The 21,541-nt window shown below is 38.3% G+C and carries 14 protein-coding genes, 1 riboswitch and 1 other annotated feature; of the genes, 10 read left to right on the top strand and 4 right to left on the bottom strand.

Annotation, left to right across the window (positions count from 1 at the left end; genetic code table 11):
* Nucleotides 1-429: 429 nt before the first annotated feature.
* Nucleotides 430-548, top strand: a riboswitch (SAM riboswitch).
* A gap of 429 nt (nt 549-977) precedes the next feature.
* On the top strand, nt 978-2,174 hold the full coding sequence (gene metK / locus JNUCC51_RS17235; protein WP_337989008.1) for a methionine adenosyltransferase: 1,197 nt from the start codon (nt 978-980) through the stop codon (nt 2,172-2,174).
* Nucleotides 2,175-2,346: 172 nt separating this feature from the next.
* On the opposite strand, the gene JNUCC51_RS17240 is transcribed toward metK, so the two are convergent.
* On the bottom strand, nt 2,347-2,865 hold the full coding sequence (locus JNUCC51_RS17240; RefSeq protein ID WP_049667417.1) for a gamma carbonic anhydrase: 519 nt from the start codon (nt 2,863-2,865) through the stop codon (nt 2,347-2,349).
* A 136-nt stretch (nt 2,866-3,001) separates the two neighbouring features.
* On the opposite strand from JNUCC51_RS17240, the gene JNUCC51_RS17245 reads away from it, so the two are divergent.
* Nucleotides 3,002-3,808, top strand: coding sequence for an alpha/beta hydrolase (locus JNUCC51_RS17245; protein WP_049667418.1), 807 nt, complete (start codon nt 3,002-3,004; stop codon nt 3,806-3,808).
* A 125-nt stretch (nt 3,809-3,933) separates the two neighbouring features.
* The gene (locus JNUCC51_RS17250) at nt 3,934-5,436 is read left to right on the top strand and encodes an alanine/glycine:cation symporter family protein (protein WP_337989009.1); all 1,503 of its coding nucleotides are present in this window, start codon (nt 3,934-3,936) and stop codon (nt 5,434-5,436) included.
* A 152-nt stretch (nt 5,437-5,588) separates the two neighbouring features.
* Here the strand turns inward: JNUCC51_RS17250 and mnmM are convergent, their stop codons facing one another.
* Together mnmM and mnmL are read right to left on the bottom strand one after the other, a co-directional pair.
* A complete protein-coding gene (gene mnmM / locus JNUCC51_RS17255) occupies nt 5,589-6,167 on the bottom strand; it encodes a tRNA 5-(aminomethyl)-2-thiouridylate-methyltransferase MnmM (protein ID WP_337989010.1) in 579 nt (192 codons plus the stop codon).
* On the bottom strand, nt 6,164-7,120 hold the full coding sequence (gene mnmL, locus JNUCC51_RS17260) for a tRNA modification radical SAM protein MnmL/YtqA (RefSeq protein WP_134022034.1): 957 nt from the start codon (nt 7,118-7,120) through the stop codon (nt 6,164-6,166). Before mnmL ends, mnmM begins: the two co-directional genes overlap by 4 nt.
* Nucleotides 7,121-7,390: 270 nt before the next feature.
* On the opposite strand from mnmL, the gene JNUCC51_RS17265 reads away from it, so the two are divergent.
* The 7 genes from JNUCC51_RS17265 to JNUCC51_RS17295 all read left to right on the top strand — a co-directional run bounded on the left by JNUCC51_RS17265 (nt 7,391) and on the right by JNUCC51_RS17295 (nt 19,655).
* Entirely contained in the window at nt 7,391-8,569 is a 1,179-nt protein-coding gene (locus JNUCC51_RS17265; RefSeq protein ID WP_337989011.1) for an MDR family MFS transporter, read from the top strand.
* Nucleotides 8,570-8,742: 173 nt separating this feature from the next.
* The gene (locus tag JNUCC51_RS17270) at nt 8,743-9,090 is read left to right on the top strand and encodes an ArsR/SmtB family transcription factor (RefSeq protein ID WP_049667424.1); all 348 of its coding nucleotides are present in this window, start codon (nt 8,743-8,745) and stop codon (nt 9,088-9,090) included.
* 64 nt (nt 9,091-9,154) lie between these two features.
* Nucleotides 9,155-10,879 carry a SulP family inorganic anion transporter gene (locus tag JNUCC51_RS17275; protein ID WP_337989012.1) on the top strand — a complete coding sequence of 575 codons (1,725 nt, stop codon included), beginning with the start codon at nt 9,155-9,157 and terminating at the stop codon, nt 10,877-10,879.
* A 508-nt stretch (nt 10,880-11,387) separates the two neighbouring features.
* The gene (gene dhaK / locus JNUCC51_RS17280; protein WP_337989013.1) at nt 11,388-13,139 is read left to right on the top strand and encodes a dihydroxyacetone kinase subunit DhaK; all 1,752 of its coding nucleotides are present in this window, start codon (nt 11,388-11,390) and stop codon (nt 13,137-13,139) included.
* Nucleotides 13,140-13,267: 128 nt separating this feature from the next.
* Nucleotides 13,268-13,479 (top strand) — a binding site (T-box leader).
* A 91-nt stretch (nt 13,480-13,570) separates the two neighbouring features.
* Nucleotides 13,571-15,988, top strand: coding sequence for a leucine--tRNA ligase (leuS, locus tag JNUCC51_RS17285; protein ID WP_337989014.1), 2,418 nt, complete (start codon nt 13,571-13,573; stop codon nt 15,986-15,988).
* A 1,310-nt stretch (nt 15,989-17,298) separates the two neighbouring features.
* Complete coding sequence (locus JNUCC51_RS17290; protein WP_337989015.1) at nt 17,299-18,570, top strand: L-lactate MFS transporter; 1,272 nt, start codon at nt 17,299-17,301, stop codon at nt 18,568-18,570.
* A 392-nt stretch (nt 18,571-18,962) separates the two neighbouring features.
* On the top strand, nt 18,963-19,655 hold the full coding sequence (locus tag JNUCC51_RS17295; protein ID WP_337989016.1) for an AIM24 family protein: 693 nt from the start codon (nt 18,963-18,965) through the stop codon (nt 19,653-19,655).
* A gap of 153 nt (nt 19,656-19,808) precedes the next feature.
* On the opposite strand, the gene JNUCC51_RS17300 is transcribed toward JNUCC51_RS17295, so the two are convergent.
* Nucleotides 19,809-21,059 (bottom strand): BaiN/RdsA family NAD(P)/FAD-dependent oxidoreductase, encoded by a 1,251-nt coding sequence (locus JNUCC51_RS17300; RefSeq protein ID WP_337989017.1) that lies wholly within the window; start codon nt 21,057-21,059, stop codon nt 19,809-19,811.
* Nucleotides 21,060-21,541 lie beyond the last annotated feature (482 nt).

Consider the following 21,541-nt stretch of genomic DNA (forward strand, 5'->3'; position numbering starts at 1 on the left):
GCTTTGCTTTCACTACAAAATGTGCTGTAAAGGGTTACACATATGTTAACACATGATGTGAGGTGGAGAGTAGGGATTATTTTGTTTTAATTTACAGTATAATACAAATTAGTTTCTCGATATATTTCCCATACTTTATTTATATGAATACAATCAATTAAGCCTCCGCATAATTGCGTCCGGAATCTGCAGCTTCAAGCCAACAAATGTTTTTTGCGCGAAAGCGTAATGCTAATGTAGCGTCAGCGGCACTATGCGTTGTTGTTGCCTCACTTTCACATAAATTTTCACAGGACGTAGTGTTCTCAGCGGATGTCTTTTGTACCGAAAGCGTAGCGACAGGTACGGGTGTTTTGACATTCGCTAAAAGAAGTTAAAAATATTTGACAATGTTCGACCTTTTACGTATTATGAGATATTGAACGGATACTCTTATCCCGAGCTGGTGGAGGGTCAGGCCCTGTGAAACCCGGCAACCTGCATGAACTATTTCACGACATGCGCTGGTGCCAACCTGATGCAAGGGAAAACCCCTTGAACGATAAGAGTGAAAGGTTATGAAGTCATTATTCCTTTCCTCATGTTAAGTAAACGTGAGAAAAGGATTTTTTTTTTGTTAAAAACGAATTAAAGGTAAGTATTTAGTCCTTTCCTTATTATAATGACGGATCTTTCAAAATCCTCGTGTTAAAAGCAGCAGCTGTTTATTTGCGTGTAAGTGAAACGACAGCAACAGTTGTTTTATTGTGCGAAAGCGAAGTGCAAACGTAGCGACAGCAACAGTTGTTTCATTGTGCGAAAGCGAAGTGTAAACGTAGCGACAGCAACAGTTGTTTCATTGTGCGAAAGCGAAGTGTAAACGTAGCGACAGCAACAACGGCTTGAGAGTTCAATCCTTAGGGGCGAACTTGACATGGGTAATGAGTACCGTATTAATTCGCAAATATTATTTGTATAAGTTATAGGAGGAAAATCAAATGACAAACCGTCGACTATTTACATCAGAGAGTGTAACAGAAGGACATCCAGACAAAATTTGTGACCAAATCTCGGATGCCATTTTAGATGCCATTTTAGCAGAAGATCCAAACGCACGTGTAGCGTGTGAAACAACAGTAACAACAGGCTTAGCATTAGTAGCAGGAGAAATTACTACTTCTACTTATGTAGATATTAAAGGTATCGTTCGTGATACTGTAGCAGAAATCGGTTATACACGTGGGAAATACGGCTTTGATGCTGAAAACCTAGCAGTACTTGTTGCTATTGGCGAGCAATCACCTGATATCGCTCAAGGTGTTGACCAAGCATTAGAGGCCCGTGAAGGCTCTATGACAGATGCTGACATTGAAGCAATTGGCGCAGGCGACCAAGGTTTAATGTTCGGTTATGCATGTAACGAAACGCCAGAGCTTATGCCGTTACCAATTAGTTTAGCGCATAAATTAGCTCGTCGTTTAACGGAAGTTCGTAAATCTGGTGAACTATCTTATTTACGTCCAGATGGAAAAACACAAGTAACGGTTGAATATGATGAAAACAATGTACCAGTACGCGTTGATACGATTGTAATTTCAACACAGCATGATGAAGAAGCTACACTTGAGCAAATTCAAGCAGACTTAAAAAAATTCGTTATTGCTCCAGTTGTTCCAAGTGAATTACTAGATGCAGATACTAAATATTTCATCAACCCAACAGGCCGATTCGTAATTGGTGGTCCTAAAGGGGATGCTGGTCTAACTGGACGTAAAATCATCGTTGATACATACGGTGGCTATGCACGTCATGGTGGAGGTGCTTTCTCAGGTAAGGACGCAACTAAGGTAGACCGTTCAGCGGCATATGCAGCACGCTATGTAGCAAAAAATATCGTAGCAGCTGGATTAGCAGATCGAGCTGAAGTACAACTAGCTTATGCAATTGGTGTTGCTCAACCTGTATCTATTGCTGTTGATACATTTGGGACAGGAAAAGTTGCAGAAAGTGAAATTGTAAAATGGGTACGCGAGCTATTTGATCTACGCCCAGCGGGGATTATTAAAATGCTTAATCTGCGTCGTCCTATTTATAAGCAAACTGCAGCATATGGTCACTTCGGTCGTACTGATTTAAATGTACCTTGGGAACAAACAGACAAAGCTGACGCATTAAAAGAAAAAGCAGTTTTATAAACTATTCAGCTAAAGTGATGAAGTAGCTAGGAAAATATTTTAAAATACTATTGATGAAAGGGGCTTTAATAGCCCCTTTCGCTGTTTTTAACGAAAAAAATAAGCTCCTAATCGTGGATGGCTCGGTTGCCCAAGCAAACGTGGAGCTGCTTTGATTTAGTTGAAATAGCTATTAATTTTTTGATTGAAGAGATTTATAGTATTGACCTTTTTCTACATATTCACGTATGATGCGTTCCATATCTTCTTTATCTTCATCATTTAATTCTCTTACAACCTTTGCAGGACGACCTAATGCTAAGCTATTTGGAGGAATGACTTTGCCTGGAGGTACAAGACTACCCGCTCCAATGAATGCACCCTCGCCAATCTCCGCCCCGTCTAATACTATAGAGCCCATACCTATTAAGGCTTTTTTTCGAATCGTACAACTATGTAAAGTTACCTGATGTCCTACTGTTACTTCATCTTCAATAATTAGTGGATATTTGGGGCTTTGATGTAAGCAACAGAGGTCTTGAATACTAACTCTTTTTCCTATAATTGTTGGTGATACATCCCCTCGGATAACTGTGTTAAACCAAATCGTCGTTTCAGCACCTATTGTAACGTCACCAGTAACGGTTGCATAATCGGCAATAAAAACAGATGGATCGATATTGGGTGTCTTACCTTTAAATGGATAGATCATTAGAATCGCCTCTTTTCTTTCTATGATGTAATATTATCGTATCAAATACGCAACTTGATGGAAATATAAAATTAAAATGATCTAGATATTCCGATATAATCATTGTGTAATTATTTTTTTAGGAGGACTATGAGAAATGTGGAAATGGGAAGCTGATGGACAAGCAAAGGCTGTGGTTGCTATTCTTCATGGTGCATATGAAAATCACCGTTGGTATGCATGGCTTATAGAAAAACTTAGATTGGAAGGCTTCCACATAGTCATGGGGGATTTACCTAATCACGGAGTAAATGTAGGATTTTCACGTGTTCACGATGAAGATTTTAAAGAATACAACAAATATACAAGGCATTTAATGGAGAATGCTTTTTCGTATAATTTACCTGTATTTTTAATAGGACATGGGCTTGGTGCGACACTATTACTACATACCATGCAAAAACGAAAATATGAATGTGCAGGGATTATAATAACTTCACCTTGGCTTCAGTTAAAGCTATTGCCAGGTAAACTATCGAATGCTTTAACTAGTTTAAGTGCCCTGACTGCAAATGTGAAGTTGACCCATGAAATTACATTAGAATCGTTAACGCGCAGTGTAGAAGGTAGAGATGAGATGAAGGATGAGGTTCCTTTTTCGTCTGTCGTTTCAGTGAAATGGTATCGAGAGCTACAGCAAATGATGCGTACTTTAGTGTTATTGCCTAAGGCTGAATTTCCTAATATGCCGATGTTAGTTATGACAGCTGAAAAAGATAAAATTACTGAAACTAAACAAACGCGTAATTGGCTTCATCAGATGGAATTTACAGAGTTTCAATTCAAAGAATGGGCAAACTGTTATCATAATCTATTTCATGAAGTAGAGCGTGACGAGATTTTTGTTTATATACGTGATTTTATTAATAATGCTCTTCGAAGAATTGGCTATATAATTGAATAGTGTATTACCTCTCCAATTAACTAGAAAATTACTAACTTTTTGTTACTTGAATATAATATTGTAATTTTCAGAAAAATGTAATAATATAATGTCTTGAAGATACATTTTCAAATTGGAGGGGTAAAATGGAAACGATCATTGGGAAAATTAATGAAATTTTATGGGGACCATGGTTTATTTATGGCATTTTGTTAATTGGACTCTTTTTTTCAATTGTTACACGGTTCCTACAAGTAAGACACATTAAAGATATGTTTGTTTTAATGTTTAAAGGCGAAAAATCGGAAAAGGGGATATCATCTTTCCAAGCGATGTCTATCGCATTATCTGGTCGAGTAGGTACAGGTAATATTGCCGGTACTGCTACAGCAATCGGAATGGGGGGACCTGGTGCTGTTTTTTGGATGTGGGCAATCGCCTTTATCGGTGCGGCAACTGCTTACGTTGAGTCGACATTGGCTCAAATTTATAAAGAAGAGAAAGATACAGAATATCGTGGCGGGCCGGCTTTTTACATAGAAAAAGGAATGGGGCAAAAGTGGTTTGCAGTTATATTTGCTGTTGCCGCATTAGCTGCCATGTTAATTTTAATGCCAGGTGTTCAATCGAATGCAATTGCGACAGCTGTTGAAAACGCTTTCGATGTTAAGACTTGGATTACAGGACTTATTATTGTTGTATTATTAGGTACTATTATTATCGGTGGGGTTAAATGGATTGCCAATGCTGCACAGGTCATCGTACCGTTTATGGCATTAGCATATATTCTGATGGCCATCATCATAATTGCAATGAATATTAAAGAAGTACCAGCTGTATTTTCATTAATTTTTTCTAGTGCATTTGGTGCACAAGAGATCTTTGGTGGTATTATTGGCTCCGCTATTGCATGGGGGGTTAAACGTGGTATTTATTCAAATGAAGCAGGTCAAGGGACAGGTGCGCATCCGGCAGCGGCTGCAGAAGTATCACACCCTGCTAAACAAGGTATCGTTCAAGCAGCTTCTGTGTATATTGATACTCTATTAATCTGTTCAGCTACAGCATTTATGATTTTATTTACGGGTATGTATAATGTACACGATGAAAAAGCTGCAGATGGTTCATATGTTTATGTTGGCGATTTCAATAAAGGCGGATTAACGGGAGAAGAACAAATAACATTTGCGAAAAGTATTAAAGAAGGTGCAGCCTTCACACAATATGCAGTTGATTCTTCACTACCAGGTTTTGGTGGACCATTCGTAGCGATTGCCTTATTCTTCTTTGCTTTTACGACAATTATGGCATACTACTACATTGCTGAAACAAATGTAGCTTATTTATTCTCAGGAACTACAGAAAAAGTCGTCATATGGCTGGCGAAATTTGCAATTTTAATTGCTTCGTTTTACGGTACAATCCGTACATCCGATCTTGCTTGGGCTTTGGGGGATGTTGGACTTGGCTTAATGGTTTGGATTAACGTTTTAGCGATTTTAATTATTATGAAGCCTGCTATAGTTGCATTAAAGGATTATGAGAAACAGAAAAAAGAAGGAAAAGATCCTGTTTTTGATCCTCGTAAACTAGGAATTAAAGGTGCAGATTTCTGGGTAGATTATAATGAAAAACGAAAAAATAAATAGATTATAAAGAGAAAGCTATCTAATAGATTTTAACATTCTATTAGATAGCTTTTTATTTTTTTAAAAATAAAATCCTGGTGGTTCATAGTAAGTTGATCTTCAAGCCTCAAAAAAAGGCCCGAAATACTTATCTTATTTCGGGCGTGTATGGATTAGATTAAAGGATAATCTTTCATTTTTTCTAAAGCAATAACAAAGGGTGGATCATTTTGTTGATTTAGAAATTCATATTTTAATACATGTACATTTTTTTGGGGAAGTTGACTGACATATTCTATCACAGCGTCTCGCTCTTCTTTGCCACCTGGATGGCCATGATAAATGACAAGGACAATAATACCACCGATTTTGAGCAGCTTTAGCAAATCTTCAATTGCTTGTATTGTTGTATTTGGCTGTGTAACGATGTCGTGATTACTACCTGGCAAATAACCAAGATTGAAAATTGCAGCAGCTATTGGCTTGTGGACATAGTTGGCTACTTCTTCATGCCCTCTATGTAAAACAAGTGCACGATGCTCTAAGCCATTGTCTAAAAGGCGATGGAGAGTTGCATCAACAGCGCTCTTTTGAACATCAAAGGCGTATACTTGACCTTCATCGCCGACAAGCTGTGCTAAAAATAATGTGTCGTGGCCGTTTCCTGCTGTGGCATCCACTACAGTGTCGCCCTCTTTAACTGTATCTTTTATCAGCTGTTGTGCATATTGTATAACGCGTTGTAGCTTCATTTGGCAACCTCAGCTTGATAAAATTTCCCTTGCCAGCTTCCGCGGCGTTCAAGTTCTGCATCAATTCCATTTAATACTTCCCATTTATTAACACTCCACATAGGCCCGATCATTAAATCGATCGGTCCATCACCTGTGATACGGTGAATAACCATATCTGGTGGTAGAATTTCAAGCTGATCTGCTACTAGCTTTGTATAAACGTCCTGATCTAAAAATTCTAACATTCCCTTTTCATATTGCTTAACCATTGGTGTACCTTTTAAAAGGTGTAGTAAATGAATTTTAATGCCTTGTACATCAAGCTTTGCGACTTCACGAGCAGTTTCCATCATCATGTCAGAGTCTTCAAGAGGTAGGCCGTTAATAATGTGCGAGCATACACGAATACCATGTTTTCGTAGCTTTTCAACACCTTCCACATATGTTGCATAGTCGTGGGCACGGTTGATAAGATTCGCTGTTTTTTCATGCACAGTTTGAAGCCCAAGCTCAATCCACAAATAAGTGCGCTCGTTTAATTCAGCTAAATATTCAACTACATCATCTGGCAGACAATCTGGGCGCGTTGCGATGGATAATCCAACAACACCCTCTTGGGCCAACGCTGCTTCAAATTTTTCTTTTAATACTGGTAGTGGTGCATGTGTATTTGTATATGCTTGGAAGTAGGCCATGTATTTGCCGTCTTTCCATTTTTGATGCATTTTGTCACGAATTTCAGCAAATTGTACCTCGATAGGGTCAACTTTATTGCCTGCAAAATCACCAGAACCTGCTGCACTACAAAACGTACAACCTCCAAAGGCAACGGTACCATCACGATTTGGGCAGTCAAAGCCCGCGTCTAGTGCTACCTTAAAAACTTTATGACCAAATTGCTCACGTAAATAGCGATTCCATGTATAATATCTTTTCCCATCTGAAGGAAAAGGAAAGTTTGTTTCTGTCATTTGTTTCACTCCTCTAACGTTATATTTTATCACGTGCTAGTGCTTCCGTCATGGGGGAAGAATTTAATATTATGTGAATGACCTGAGCGAATGACGCGGAAAGCTAAGCAAAAAGAACATTGACCGGAGTAAATCATGAGGAGGACCAAAAAAACTACACAAAAAATATTCTTAAGCCAATGTAAAAAGAGTAAAATTATTTTTCTTGTGCTTTTGTATTTTTCAACATAAACTAACTATTTAGAGTAGCGAAATAATGGAGGACATTCTATGCCAAAAAGTGTTTGGTATTTAATTATAGGAATGCTTGTGAATACGACGGGTAACTCCTTTTTATGGCCTTTAAACGCCATTTATATGCACGATTATTTAGGGAAGTCACTTGCGATGGCTGGCTTCGTGTTGATGTTGAATTCTGCTGCTGGCGTATTAGGAAATCTCTTAGGTGGTTATTTATTTGATAGAGTAGGTGGCTATAAATCAACAATGTTGGGCATTCTTTTGACGATTGTCTCATTAATTGCTTTAACGATTTGGCACGGTTGGCCACATTATGTGTGGATTTTAACCATTCTTGGCTTTAGTGGGGGCATTGTTTTCCCAGGAATGTTTGCATTAGCTGGAACTGCATGGCCAGAGGGTGGAAGAAAGGCTTTTAACGCAATTTATTTAGCTCAAAATTTAGGAGTAGCAATTGGTCCTGCACTTGCCGGCGTTGTTGCTGATTACAAATTTGACTACGTTTTTAAGGTCAACTTAGCTATGTATATTTTGTTCTTTTTTATAGCGTTTTTTACTTTTAAACGATTCGAGGAGGGGAGCATTGCACCAAAGAATGTCGTGGGTGAAAGTAAGCGAATTATTAATAAAGCGCCGTTTTATGCATTGTTAATTATAAGTTCTTCCTCGGTACTATGCTGGCTAGCTTATTCACAATGGAGTGCGACTATTTCTTCCTATACGCAAGATCTAGGATTAGGATTGAAACAGTACAGCTTACTTTGGACTATTAATGGTCTACTTATCGTTTTAGGGCAACCGCTAATTGCGCCGCTAGTGAAACGTTGGGAAAATAAATTAAAGCGTCAATTAGTATTTGGCGTTACCCTTATTGCAATATCCTTTGGAATCATTGCATTTGCTAGTGATTTTAAAATGTTTGGGGCAGCAATGGTTGTGCTAACTTTTGGTGAAATGTTTTATACACCTGCTTTACCTACCATCGCCAATCAGCTTGCACCAAAAGGACGTCAGGGCTTTTATCAGGGGATTATTAATAGTGCGGCGACAACTGGTCGTATGATTGGCCCTCTATTTGGTGGTATTATGGTCGATCAGTTTGGCATGATTGTACTCGTTTTAATCCTAGTAATTATTGTATTGTTTGCGATTATTCCATGCCTTATCTATGATTATCCTTTACGAAAGAATAAAATAGTGACAGAATAATAGGTTAAATTTAACAGAGATTTTTCGGAAACGAGCAAAAACTGTGTGGGAAACACGTTTTTTGCTCGTTTTTTTATATTTGATATTGAAAGTTAACATATTGTAGCGTACAATCAATCATACATATTCAAATATTTGAATATATGAAAATGAAGTTCCGTGGAGGGATTTATGTGGAAGAGAGCTTGCAGCAATTTAAGGCAGATTTTTTTAAAGCGTTAGCACATCCATTACGAATCAGAATTCTAGAATTACTAGTAGATGGTAAAAAAAATGTCAATGAAATTCAAAGCTGCTTAGAAAAAGAGGGCTCAGCTGTTTCTCAGCAATTAAGTGTATTACGAGGAAAAAATATTGTGCATGGGACGAAAGAGGGGAAAAAAGTTTACTATTCTTTAAGCGATCCGATGATTGGAGAATTACTTGGTGTTGCAAAGGATATTTTCAACAATCATTTGATAAATACAATTTCAAGATTAGAAGAAATGACTATTAACGAAAATAATGAAGAGGATATGTAAATTTTGTAGACTGAGTTCTTATGAAACATTTACCTTGCTATTATTTTGAAGGGAAGATTTATAGATGAAGTCACTGTTTACAGGACGATATGAAGGATATTCTGTTCATCATTTGAAGAAAGATTTAATTTCAGGGATTATTGTTGGGATTGTGGCAATCCCGCTGGCAATGTCCTTTGCCATTGCGTCAGGTGTTAAGCCTGAATATGGAATATATACAGCTTTTATTGCTGGGATACTTATTTCTCTTTTGGGTGGCTCGAAGTATCAAATCGGGGGACCTACAGGTGCGTTTGTGCCAATTCTGCTTGGGGTAGTCATTTCGTATGGCTATGAAAACTTACTAGTCGCTGGATTAATGGCCGGGATTATTTTGTGCTTAATGGGGATCTTTAAACTTGGCTCATTAATAAAATTTATCCCGCGTCCTGTGACAATAGGTTTTACAGCAGGAATTGCAGTTATTATTTTTACAGGCCAAATCGCTAATTTTTTAGGTTTGACAAATATTAAAAGACATGAGTACTTTATTGACAATATAAAAGAAATTGTAATCCATATCGGTACAGCAAACTTTTATAGTGTTTTAACGGCAATCATTAGTCTCATCATTATTTTAATAACACCTAAAGTTTTACCCAAAGTTCCAGGGGCGCTAGCAGGCATTGTTGTTTCTACATTAATTGCAACGTTCTTTTTTTCCGGACAAGTTGCCACAATCGCAACTGCCTATGGTCAAATTCCAAATACATTACCGAATTTTGCAATTCCAGATATCACATTAGAGCGAATTCAGCTACTTATTGGACCAGCCTTTGTGATCGCCATGCTAGGTGGAATTGAATCACTTCTATCTGCAGTCGTAGCAGATGGCATGACAAATACAAAGCATAATAGCAATCGAGAACTTGTTGGTCAAGGAATTGCTAATATCGTCACTCCTTTCTTTGGGGGGATCCCTGCAACGGGGGCAATTGCTCGTACTGCGACAAATATTAAAACAGGTGCAGTTTCACCGATATCAGGTATTATTCACGGTGTATTTGTATTAGTCACTTTATTATTACTAGCGCCCTTTGCTTCACATATTCCTTTAGCAAGTATGGCTCCAGTTTTAATGGTTGTAGCTTGGAATATGAGTGAGCAAAAGCATTTTGCACACATCGTTAAATTAAAATCAGGAGATTCTCTCGTTTTAATCATTACGTTTCTTCTTACTGTTTTTACAAGCTTAACATTAGCTGTAGAGGTTGGGCTTGTATTGGCAGTCGTATTATTTGCGAAGCGTATGAGCGAAAAGCTTGTAGTAACTAAAGTTTTACCGGATCATTCGAAAGAGAGTGGGAAGGTACAATCACATGCTGTTCATCAGAAGCGTGACTGTCCACAAATTAGTATTTATACAATTGAGGGTCCACTTTTCTTTGGCGCAGCTCAAACTTTTGAGGATTCAATTGTAAGTTCCATTCAGCATCAGCAAAAAGTTTTAATATTACGCATGAGTAAAGTGCCCTTTTTAGATACAACAGGTGAGGCCTATTTTGGTAATGTCATCAGGAGTTTTAAAGCCCAGGGTGGCACTATTTTAGTTACAGGTGTGCAAGATGAATTGAAACTAACGTTACAAAACAATGGCTTATATGCTGAAATTGGTGAGGATAATTTCTATCCGCATACAGGAGAAGCAATAAATAAAGCTCTAAGTTATTTAGATACAAATAAATGTATTGGTTGTAAGCACTTTGCTTTCCATGAATGTCAGGATTTATCCCCTAGCAAGGGGCAATAAATAGATTAACTGCCCCTTACTGCCCGATTGGTGAAGACTAATAATCAGGGGGGGGCAAAACACCCTGCTGATTAAAGTTTCACTTTATCCCGCAGTAAGGGGCAATAAATAGATTAACTGCCCCTTACTGCCCGATTGGTGAAGACTAATAATCAGGGGGGTGCAAAACGCCCTGCTGATTAAAGTTTCACTTTATCCCGCAATAAGGGGCAGTAATTAATCTGTACCGAAACCGAAACGTCAGGTACAAGTCTCCCACCTCGAAATTTAGTGAAAGCAAAGAGTTTAGGTGGGAGATGAACTGCCTGAGAGATCATTATAATCATCCTCACAATAGTTCATTTTGTCCTTCTGCGGTAAAACGCTTTCATTTTGCTATAATTAATAAGAATATGATTTCAAATAATAGAAATCATATCATAGCAGGAATTTCTTATGAATAATTATAGAAGTATGGATACGAATAGGCTGCGAAGAATGTAACCAAGCTAACAGGGGAGGAATAAAAATGAAGAAAATTATGAATCAACCTGAAACACTCGTTATGGAAATGTGCAATGGGATGGTTATGGCTCATCCGGAACTAGAGTTGTTAAAAACGTATAAAGTAATTAAGAAAAAAGAAATGAATGAAAATAAAGTAACTTTAATTAGCGGTGGCGGTAGTGGACATGAACCGGCACATGCGGGGTTAGTCGGAAAAGGAATGCTGGATGCTGCGGTCTGCGGAGATGTATTTGCTTCTCCTTCACAAATACAGGTATATCAAGCAATTAAAGCAACAGCTAGCAAAAAAGGTACACTGCTCATTGTTAAAAATTATAGCGGAGATATTATGAACTTTAATAATGGTGCTCAATTAGCTGCTGAGGATGGCATTCAAGTAGAGTATGTCCGCGTAGATGATGATATCGCAGTAGAAGATAGTCTTTATACAGTAGGACGACGCGGCGTTGCAGGGGTTGTGTTAGTACATAAAATCGCTGGTGCCGCGGCAGAGGAAGGTATGGATTTGATGCAGGTCAAAGCTGTGACGGAAAAAGCAGCGGCAAATGTTCGAACAATAGGTCTGGCACTAACTTCTTGTACGGTTCCGGCTAGTGGATCACCGACTTTCAAATTGGGTGAAGATGAGATGGAATATGGCGTCGGTATTCATGGAGAGCCAGGAAGAAAACGTGAAAAAATGATGACTGCAGATGAATTAGCCTTCCGCATGACAAATGACCTTATGAAAGATTTAGGACTAGATGAAGATGCTGAAATTGCTGTCTTAATAAATGGATTTGGCGGTACACCACTACAAGAACTTTATCTGTTTAACAATGCAGTTACTAGAGAGTTGAGTAAAAGAAATATTCGAATCAATAGAACGTTTGTAGGCAATTACATGACAAGTATTGATATGGCCGGGATTTCTCTAACAGTAATGAAACTAGATGATGAGTTGAAAACATTACTATCGAAAGAATGTAATACACCTGCATTTAAGGTAGATGGACCAGTTGAGCGTGTAGAATACGTAGATATTAATGATCACGAAGAAGAGAAGCAAGTTTTCTTTGAGACTGAAACAGAGGAAGAACACGCTATCATCAAAAATGAGGTAATCACATTAAATAATATGATTTATCTTGTAGATAAAATGAGCGAAATTATTATTAAGAACGAAGTGCCTTTCTGTGAACTGGATACCCATGCAGGTGATGGCGATTTTGGAATGAGCGTCGCTAAAGGATTTAAGCAATTGAAACGAGGATGGAGCTCGATTCTAAATCAAGAACATTTAAATATTGGAACTTTCCTTGATGCGTGTTCTATGATAATTATGGAACATTGCGGAGGAGCTTCTGGTCCAATTTGGGGCGGGGCTTTCCGAGCTGCAAGTAAGGCTGTAGAAGAAAAAATGGAATTAACAGTCGGAGAGTTTGCTGAAATGTTACAAGCTACGCTTAAAGGTATTCAGTCTGTCGGTGAGCGCTCTTTCGGAAGAGGGGCAGAGGTAGGCGATAAAACGCTTGTAGATGCGCTTGTACCTTGTGTAAATGCCTGGTTAGAGAGCGCTGCAGCTGGTATGGATATTAAAACAGCTTTTGAAAACGGGGCAGAGGCTGCTGTTAAAGGAGCGGAATATACAAAAGAAATCGTTGCTCGAATGGGTCGTGCTGGTGCAGTTGGTGAAAGAAGCCTAGGATATCCCGATGCTGGAGCTTATGCACTAGGGGTTATTTTTACAGAGCTTTCTCGTAGTTTAAAATAATGTGAGCTCTATCGATACAATTTATTTCGGGTATTGCTACCTTAGGGATTGAATTGTTCAATAATGGGTAGTATGTAAACAAAGTCTTGTGCTTTTCAGTACTTTCCATTAGAATAAATGCAATACATGTAAAGACAATGATGAGGAATAGTAAATTTGTGGTTCTTTTTAGAGAGCTAGCGGTTGGTGGGAGCTAGTAGGAAAGCAAATTGAACTCGCCTTCTGAGTCTGCCCGCGTGAAATAGCGCGTGCCGTTCATTCCGCGTTAAGGAAGCAAGAGCCGAGTGTAATCACTAATGTGGGTGGTACCGCGGGAGATGCGAATTCTCTCGTCCCTTTCTGACAAAGAAAGGGACGAGTTTTTTTGTTTTTTAAATATTTCGTCAATTCTTTAGATGAAAAGTATGACACATTCAAAGGAGGAAAAAATTATGAGTTTTAATCATCAACAAATTGAAAAAAAGTGGCAGCAATATTGGGCTGATAACAAAACTTTCAAAACTGAAAATGAAACAGAAAAACCAAAATTTTATGCGTTAGATATGTTCCCGTACCCATCAGGTGCAGGTCTTCATGTAGGACATCCAGAGGGCTACACAGCGACAGATATCCTTTCACGCTTCAAGCGCATGCAAGGCTATAACGTCCTACATCCTATGGGCTGGGATGCATTCGGTTTACCAGCAGAACAATATGCACTTGATACAGGAAATGACCCAGCAGAATTCACAGCGAAAAATATTGCGACATTCAAGCGTCAAATCCAAGAGTTAGGCTTTAGCTATGATTGGGATCGTGAAATTAACACAACAGATCCTGAATATTATAAATGGACACAATGGATCTTTATCCAACTTTATAAAAAAGGCTTAGCTTATGTAGATGAAGTAGCTGTAAACTGGTGTCCAGCACTTGGTACAGTACTTGCAAACGAAGAAGTTATCGATGGAAAATCAGAGCGTGGTGGTCACCCTGTAGAACGTCGTCCGATGAAACAATGGATGCTTAAAATTACTGCATTTGCTGATCGTTTAATCGACGACTTAGAGGAAGTTGATTGGCCAGAGTCTATTAAGGATATGCAGCGTAACTGGATTGGTCGTTCAGAAGGTGCGGAAGTAACATTTGGTATCGATGGCACAGATGAAAACTTCACAGTATTTACAACTCGTCCTGATACATTATTCGGTGCTACATACTGTGTTCTTGCACCTGAACATCAATTAGTGGAACAAATTACAACTGCTGAACAACGTCAAGCTGTTGAAGCTTATTTAGATAAAGTAAAAATGAAATCTGATTTAGAGCGTACAGATTTAGCGAAAGAAAAAACAGGCGTATTCACAGGTGCCTATGCAGTTAATCCAATTAACGGTAAAAAAATGCCGATTTGGATTGCAGACTACGTGTTAGTATCATATGGTACGGGTGCAATCATGGCGGTTCCAGCACATGATGAGCGTGATTATGAATTTGCAACAGAATTTGGTTTAGAAATTACTCCTGTTCTTGAAGGTGGAGACATTAGTAAAGAAGCATTCACAGGAGATGGTAAGCACATTAACTCTGAATTCCTTGATGGCTTAAACAAAGAGGACGGTATTGCTAAGGCAATTGAATGGCTTGAAGAAAAAGGCGTAGGGGAGAAGAAAATCTCTTACCGTCTTCGCGACTGGTTATTCTCTCGTCAACGTTACTGGGGTGAGCCAATCCCTATGATTCATTGGGAAGATGGTACAACGACACCAGTACCGGAATCAGAATTACCATTAATGCTACCGAAAACAGATAATATTCGTCCTTCAGGTACTGGTGAATCTCCATTAGCGAATATTTCGGAATGGGTAAATGTTGTTGACCCTGAAACAGGCAAAAAAGGTCGTCGCGAAACGAACACGATGCCACAATGGGCAGGTTCTAGCTGGTACTTCATACGTTATATTGACCCGACAAATAAAGAAGCAATTGCGGACCCTGAGTTATTAAAACGCTGGTTACCAGTTGATATTTATATCGGTGGAGCAGAGCATGCCGTATTACACTTACTATACGCTCGCTTCTGGCACAAAGTACTGTACGATTTAGGTGTTGTACACACGAAAGAGCCATTCCAAAAATTATTTAACCAAGGGATGATTCTTGGTGAGGGTAATGAAAAAATGTCTAAATCAAAAGGCAATGTCGTTAACCCTGATGAAATCATTTCTTCACACGGTGCTGATACTTTACGTCTATATGAAATGTTTATGGGTCCACTTGAAGCTTCTGTTGCATGGTCAACAAATGGCTTGGATGGGGCACGTCGCTTCTTAGATCGTATTTGGCGTTTATTTGTCAATGAAGAAGACGGTACAATCGCTGCAAAAATTCAAGCTTCTGATGACAAAACGCTTGAAAAGTCATATCATCAAACTGTGAAAAAAGTGACAGAGGATTACGAAGGTATCCGCTTCAATACAGCTATTTCACAAATGATGGTATTCATAAATGATTGCTATAAAGCGGATGTTATCCCAACAGCTTACGCTGAAGGCTTTGTGAAGATGCTAGCACCAATGGTTCCGCACGTTGCTGAAGAGTTATGGCAGATTTTAGGTCATGGCGAAACACTTTCATATGCGCAATGGCCAACATATGATGAGTCTAAACTTGTTGATGATGAAGTGGAAATCGCAGTTCAAGTTGCCGGCAAAGTACGTGCAAAAATCATCGTAGCGAAAGATGCTTCAAAAGAAGAAATCGAAAAAGTAGCACTTGCAGATGATAAAGTACAAGAGTACATGGCAGGCAAAAACTTAGTAAAAATTATTGTCATTCCAGGTAAGCTTGTTAATATCGTTGTTAAATAAATGAAGGAAACAACCTTATATGCTTTTATAAAAGTTATGATTACTGGTTACAGAACTAGTGAGTTTTAACGGAAGTACTTTTAATGGTTGGATCATTTCATCTAATAAGATAAAAGACAGAATCAAATTTTGGTTCTGTCTTTTTTATGTTTTATCGGTCTTTATTAGTCGCGGAGTGGGGGGGCGACTCTTTGGTGATTAGCAATAGAGGAATAAAGGCTAAAACCATCGGCACGCCTTCGTGAACAACATCGTGCTGTTAATGCCGCTACGATGCACTACGCTCGCGTACAAAGCACGTTGCTACCGCTTCGATAGCACTACGCTTTCGTGCAAAAAAACATCTGCTGCTGTCTTACGCTTTCGCGCAAAAAACATCTGCTGGTCTAAGCGGCTTTTCGGACGCCCTCAGGAAAGCGTTTAGCCGCAACCGAAATCAAACCCACATTTTGGTTCTGAGACACAGTCCTTTACTCTGCTTATTGTGATAAACCAGCATAAAAACTTTAAAACCAACTGAGATTTCGATACGACTGGGAATAGGAAGTGTTTATCCCAGAGCATCATTTTTGATTCCCGATACTGTGTAATAAATTATTGATTAAAAAGTACTTTTTTACTTGTCTGCTATAGCAAATGTTTTTGTTATAACTTATTGGTTTAGTTGCTTTTAAGTTTAAAAAGCATTACTGGCCATAGTCTAAAAAATGTGCAGGATTTATTTTAAATGAAAAATATATATTTGAATAATAAAAATGAATAGGTAAGGATTATTAAATTTGAAATATACACATTATGTATTGGGTTAATTTAAATGTATACCCATTAAAAGTAAAGTTTGTAATTTAGTATTGTTTTTTGGGTATTTTTTAAGCGAAAGAAATTTGTTAATTTAAGCCATTAAATTCTCTTTTGTTCTAGATATTTCTACATAATGAATATTCCTTTTAGTTCTTTTAAAGAAATACAAAGAAATTATGTGAGTTAAAAAACAGGAATATACATTGATTACATGTGAAAATATGCACAAAATTAATTATATCAAAATAATTTATATGTAACTTGATAATAGAGTAGAAAAATAATATTAGCTAAAAAATGTTGTAGTTTTTGTTTAATAAACATCTATTTACTTAGAGGTTGTAGGGTTTTCGTTATAAGATTACTGGGGTGAAAAATAAAATACTTTTTGGAGAAATAATATTTTTTAAAAAAACATCTTGCATTTGAATAATTCTAAGTGTTAAATTGTTTTCAGGGACGTTCATAAAACTTTCACAAGTAGAAAAAGAGGGGAGAAAAGAGAAATTATGAATAAAAATAGATGGTTAATTGCATTATCCGCAATCGCTATTCACCTTTCAATCGGTGGAGCATATGCATACAGTGTATACAAGATACCGATTGTCACAGAAATGGGATGGAGTGAAACAAACGTAACTGTTGCCTTCACAATAATGATGGGGCTTGCTGGTTTCTCAGCAGCATTATTTGGTAACTTAGTAGAAAAAATGGGGCCACGTAAATCTGCAATGATAGCAGCTGTTCTATTTGGAGCAGGACAAGCTGGTGCGGGTGTAGCGATTTCTATGGATTCCGTAACAGGGTACTGGTTAACATATGGTTTACTAAGTGGATTGGGTATGGGTATTGGTTATATTTCGCCTGTATCGACATTAGTAAAATGGTTCCCGGATCGCCGCGGTTTAGCAACAGGTATGGCTGTACTTGGATTTGGTTCAGGGGCACTTATTACAGCGCCAGTTGCAGCTAACTTAATGGAGGCTGTGGGTATTTCTACAACGTACTTTATTTTAGGGGCAAGTTACTTCACGTTAATGATTTTAGGGGCTTCATATATAGCACCGCCTAAACCTGGTTATATGCCAGCGAATATGAAGGCTGATGCAAATAATGGTAAAGAAGTAGTGAAAAAAGATTTAGCTGTCATGTCAGCACGTGAAGCTGTAAAAACTAAGCATTTCTGGATGCTTTGGTCGATGCATTTAGTAAACGTAACAGCAGGTATTATGATGATTTCTGTTGCATCTCCAATGGCTCAAGAAATTGTAGGATTATCAGTTGCGGGAGCCGCAGCAATGGTAGGAATAATGGGATTATTTAATGGTGGTGGTCGTTTAATATGGGCTGCTGTGTCTGACTATATTGGTCGTTCAAACGTCTTTGTAATTTTCTTTATCGCACAGCTAGTTACATTTATCGTCTTACCGCACACAACAAACGTTATTATTTTCCAAGCACTTATTTTCTTAGTTGTTAGTTGCTATGGTGGAGGTTTCTCAAATCTACCTGCATTTGCAAGTGATTTATTCGGTACGAAACAACTTGGAGTTATTCATGGTTATTTATTAACGACTTGGTCATTAGGTGGTATTTTTGGACCGCTTTTAGTGAGCACAATTAAAAACGCTTATGGAAGTTATATTCCAGTATTCTATGTGTTTACAGGATTAATTGCAGCTTCATTAATTATTTCATTAACTTTACGTGCAGATGTACGTAAACGAACAGCATTAAAACAAGCTTCTGAAAAGGTTGGAGACGTCTCCGCTACACAATAAATTATACTTTCAATTCGCACTTGAAGTATTGGCCATATGAGTGTCATTTCGCACATGACGCTTGTATGGTCTTTTTTTGTAGCAGTTGTTATATAACACTTGATTAATCTCTGTTTAATGTATAACAGTTGGTGTCTGATGTCAATATCATTATGGGAAATAAAGTGATTTCGCTACGAAAAGAGAAATTTTATAACGGGAAGCAATTGTGGGGTTCATTTTCAAGATGGCGACCTAAAACTTATTTTTTGTCACTCACTCTTAAAGCTAGTCTTTTTAATGAAAAGAAAAGTAACTAATTATTCAATTGTTCATTTTTATCACTTCTTTAATTTGATTGAATCTTTTCATATGTTAAAACGTATATAAAATAAATAAGGAGGCAATGCGATATGGGGAAATTTTCTTTAGATGAATTTATCAATAAAACAAAGCAAGACGACAACGAAAATGAATATTTCGAGTTAGAAACGGAGCGTGTATTAGAGGTCAACCTAAATGGCGAGGTTTGGTCGAAAATGGGCGCGATGATTTCCTACATAGGAGATATTAAGTTTGAGCGTGAGCGTGTGTTGGAACATGGCCTTGGTAAAATGTTTAAAAAAGCATTAACCGGCGAAGGTACACAACTTATGAGAGCAAAAGGTAAGGGGCGACTTTATTTAGCTGATCAAGGAAAAAAAATAACGGTCTTCGATTTAAAGGATGAAAGTATTTGTGTAAACGGCAATGATTTACTTGCATTTGAGCCAACTATTGATTGGGATATTCATTTAATGCGTAAAATGGCAGGAGTCATGTCAGGTGGCTTGTTTAATGTAACCTTACAAGGTAGAGGGAAAGTAGCCATTACAACTCATTTCGAACCGTTAACCTTGTTAGTAAAGCCTGGTGAAACGGTCTATACTGATCCACATGCCACAGTGGCATGGTCAGGTAATTTGTCACCAGAGTTTAAAACAGATATTAGCTTCCGAACATTTATCGGTCGTGGTAGTGGTGAATCCATTCAAATGGCGTTTTCAGGTGAAGGATTTGTAATTATTCAACCATTTGAGGAAGTATATGTGTCTAAAGATAGCTAAAAAGCGTGTCCGCTTTTTCAGGACACGCTTTTTATAATGTGGAAAAACAAAATGTTCAAGGAAATCTTTGTGAATGTTGTGCGCATTTAATGAAATGATTTCCGTTCCAGGCTACTCACCATAACCAAACATAAGAATCTGAAACAGAGTATATTACATCCCTGCATTCATCCCTGCAATACGTCCTGTAACGAGTGCAGACGTTATATTATAGCCACCTGTGTAGCCATGAATATCAAGGATTTCTCCGCAGAAAAATAAACCAGCCTTTTTCTTTGAGGCCATTGTTTTTGGTTCAATCTCTTTAACAGAGACGCCACCACCAGTGACGAATGCTTTTTCTAGGGATTGCGTACCACTAACTGTCATTGTGAAATTAACGAGTAGTTTAGCTAAATTACGGATTTTTTCCTGTGATAATTCAGCGCCGGTCAATTGTATATCAATGTCTGCACGTTCACATAAAAATAGAAGCCAGCGTTCAGGTGCAATGCCTTTCCAAACATTTTTCACCGCTTTTTTCGGATCTTCTTTAATGATTCTGTTTAAATATTGCAGGCATGTTTCCTCATTATAATCAACAAGAGTTTGAATACGCATTGTCACAGGCTCGTAACCTGTTTTCATTAATTCTTTCACGACAAATTGACTGCAGCGTAAAACAGCCGGTCCGCTTAATCCGAAATGAGTAAAGAGCATGTCCATTTGATGTGTTACGAGCACCTTGCCCTTTTTGTTTAAAACAGAGACAGCGACATCTCTAAGCGCAAGCCCCTGTAGCTCGCGAGCCTGAATAAAATCCTCTTTCGATAGAACAGGAACCTCCGTAGGGAAAAGTGTAGTAATTGTATGGCCAGCGCGCTCTGCCCATGGATAACCATCTCCTGTTGAGCCTGTTTGTGGAACAGCTTTCCCACCAACGGCAACTACTACTGCCTCACTACGAATTTCTGTGCCATCTGTAAGGCGTACTCCGAGAATTTTTTCCTCATCCATTAGAAGCTTATTAACGGGTGTATTTAAGCGCACTTCAACATGTAGCCTCTGAAGCTGACGAATAAGTGCATCTACAACATCTTGCGCGCGGTTAGATACGGGGAACATACGCCCGTGATCCTCCTCTTTTAATGACACACCAAGTCCTTCAAAAAATGCGATAATATCTTCGTTATTGTAAACCGTGAATGGGCTGTATAGAAAACGACCGTTTCCGGGTATGTGCTTAACTATTTCTTCAACAGGCAAACGATTTGTGACATTACAGCGACCACCGCCTGAAATGGCCAATTTTTTGCCGAGCTTTGTCCCTTTTTCAAGTAATAATACTTTCTTTTTATGCTCTCCAGCAGCGATAGCAGCCATTAAACCGGATGGGCCACCACCGATAACGATAACATCGTACATATATTTAAACTCACTTTCTCTTCAAATTAGGAATCTTTCCTATTATACATGAAGTCTATATAGAGGGGCTTCTTTCACATTGAAAATATAACAAAAGTATTTTATAATGCTTTATCTTATACTTTAATGTAGAGTTATTTACCGAAACCTTTGGAAATGCGTTTGTTAAACGTATGCTATATATAAGTTGATTGTAGTGGAGACTGGACGACTCCTTGGGGATTGGCGATAGAGGAACGAAGACTAAAACCATCACATCCTGTGATAACGCCTTCGTGACCAACATCGGTGCCGCTGCCGCTTCGTTAGCACTACGCTTTCGCGCAAAAAACATCTGTTGGCCCGAGACCCTGCAGCGAAGCGGATGTTTTCTGTGCGAAAGCGAAGCGTCAGCAAATATTTTATCTGTGCGAAAGCGAAGCGACAGCAACAACAACAACAAAGCGCCCAGTCGGAACGGAAATCACCCCTACGTTATGGTG

The organism is Lysinibacillus sp. JNUCC 51, from assembly GCF_015999525.1.
GTDB classification, from domain to species: Bacteria; Bacillota; Bacilli; order Bacillales_A; family Planococcaceae; genus Lysinibacillus; species Lysinibacillus xylanilyticus.

What these genes read in the sequence shown, in the direction of transcription:
- metK (WP_337989008.1), top strand. Translation starts at nt 978, where the DNA reads ATGACAAACCGTCGACTATTTACATCAGAGAGTGTAACAGAAGGACAT.
- JNUCC51_RS17240 (WP_049667417.1), bottom strand. Translation starts at nt 2,865, where the DNA reads ATGATCTATCCATTTAAAGGTAAGACACCCAATATCGATCCATCTGTT.
- JNUCC51_RS17245 (WP_049667418.1), top strand. Translation starts at nt 3,002, where the DNA reads ATGTGGAAATGGGAAGCTGATGGACAAGCAAAGGCTGTGGTTGCTATT.
- JNUCC51_RS17250 (WP_337989009.1), top strand. Translation starts at nt 3,934, where the DNA reads ATGGAAACGATCATTGGGAAAATTAATGAAATTTTATGGGGACCATGG.
- mnmM (WP_337989010.1), bottom strand. Translation starts at nt 6,167, where the DNA reads ATGAAGCTACAACGCGTTATACAATATGCACAACAGCTGATAAAAGAT.
- mnmL (WP_134022034.1), bottom strand. Translation starts at nt 7,120, where the DNA reads ATGACAGAAACAAACTTTCCTTTTCCTTCAGATGGGAAAAGATATTAT.
- JNUCC51_RS17265 (WP_337989011.1), top strand. Translation starts at nt 7,391, where the DNA reads ATGCCAAAAAGTGTTTGGTATTTAATTATAGGAATGCTTGTGAATACG.
- JNUCC51_RS17275 (WP_337989012.1), top strand. Translation starts at nt 9,155, where the DNA reads ATGAAGTCACTGTTTACAGGACGATATGAAGGATATTCTGTTCATCAT.
- dhaK (WP_337989013.1), top strand. Translation starts at nt 11,388, where the DNA reads ATGAAGAAAATTATGAATCAACCTGAAACACTCGTTATGGAAATGTGC.
- leuS (WP_337989014.1), top strand. Translation starts at nt 13,571, where the DNA reads ATGAGTTTTAATCATCAACAAATTGAAAAAAAGTGGCAGCAATATTGG.
- JNUCC51_RS17290 (WP_337989015.1), top strand. Translation starts at nt 17,299, where the DNA reads ATGAATAAAAATAGATGGTTAATTGCATTATCCGCAATCGCTATTCAC.
- JNUCC51_RS17295 (WP_337989016.1), top strand. Translation starts at nt 18,963, where the DNA reads ATGGGGAAATTTTCTTTAGATGAATTTATCAATAAAACAAAGCAAGAC.
- JNUCC51_RS17300 (WP_337989017.1), bottom strand. Translation starts at nt 21,059, where the DNA reads ATGTACGATGTTATCGTTATCGGTGGTGGCCCATCCGGTTTAATGGCT.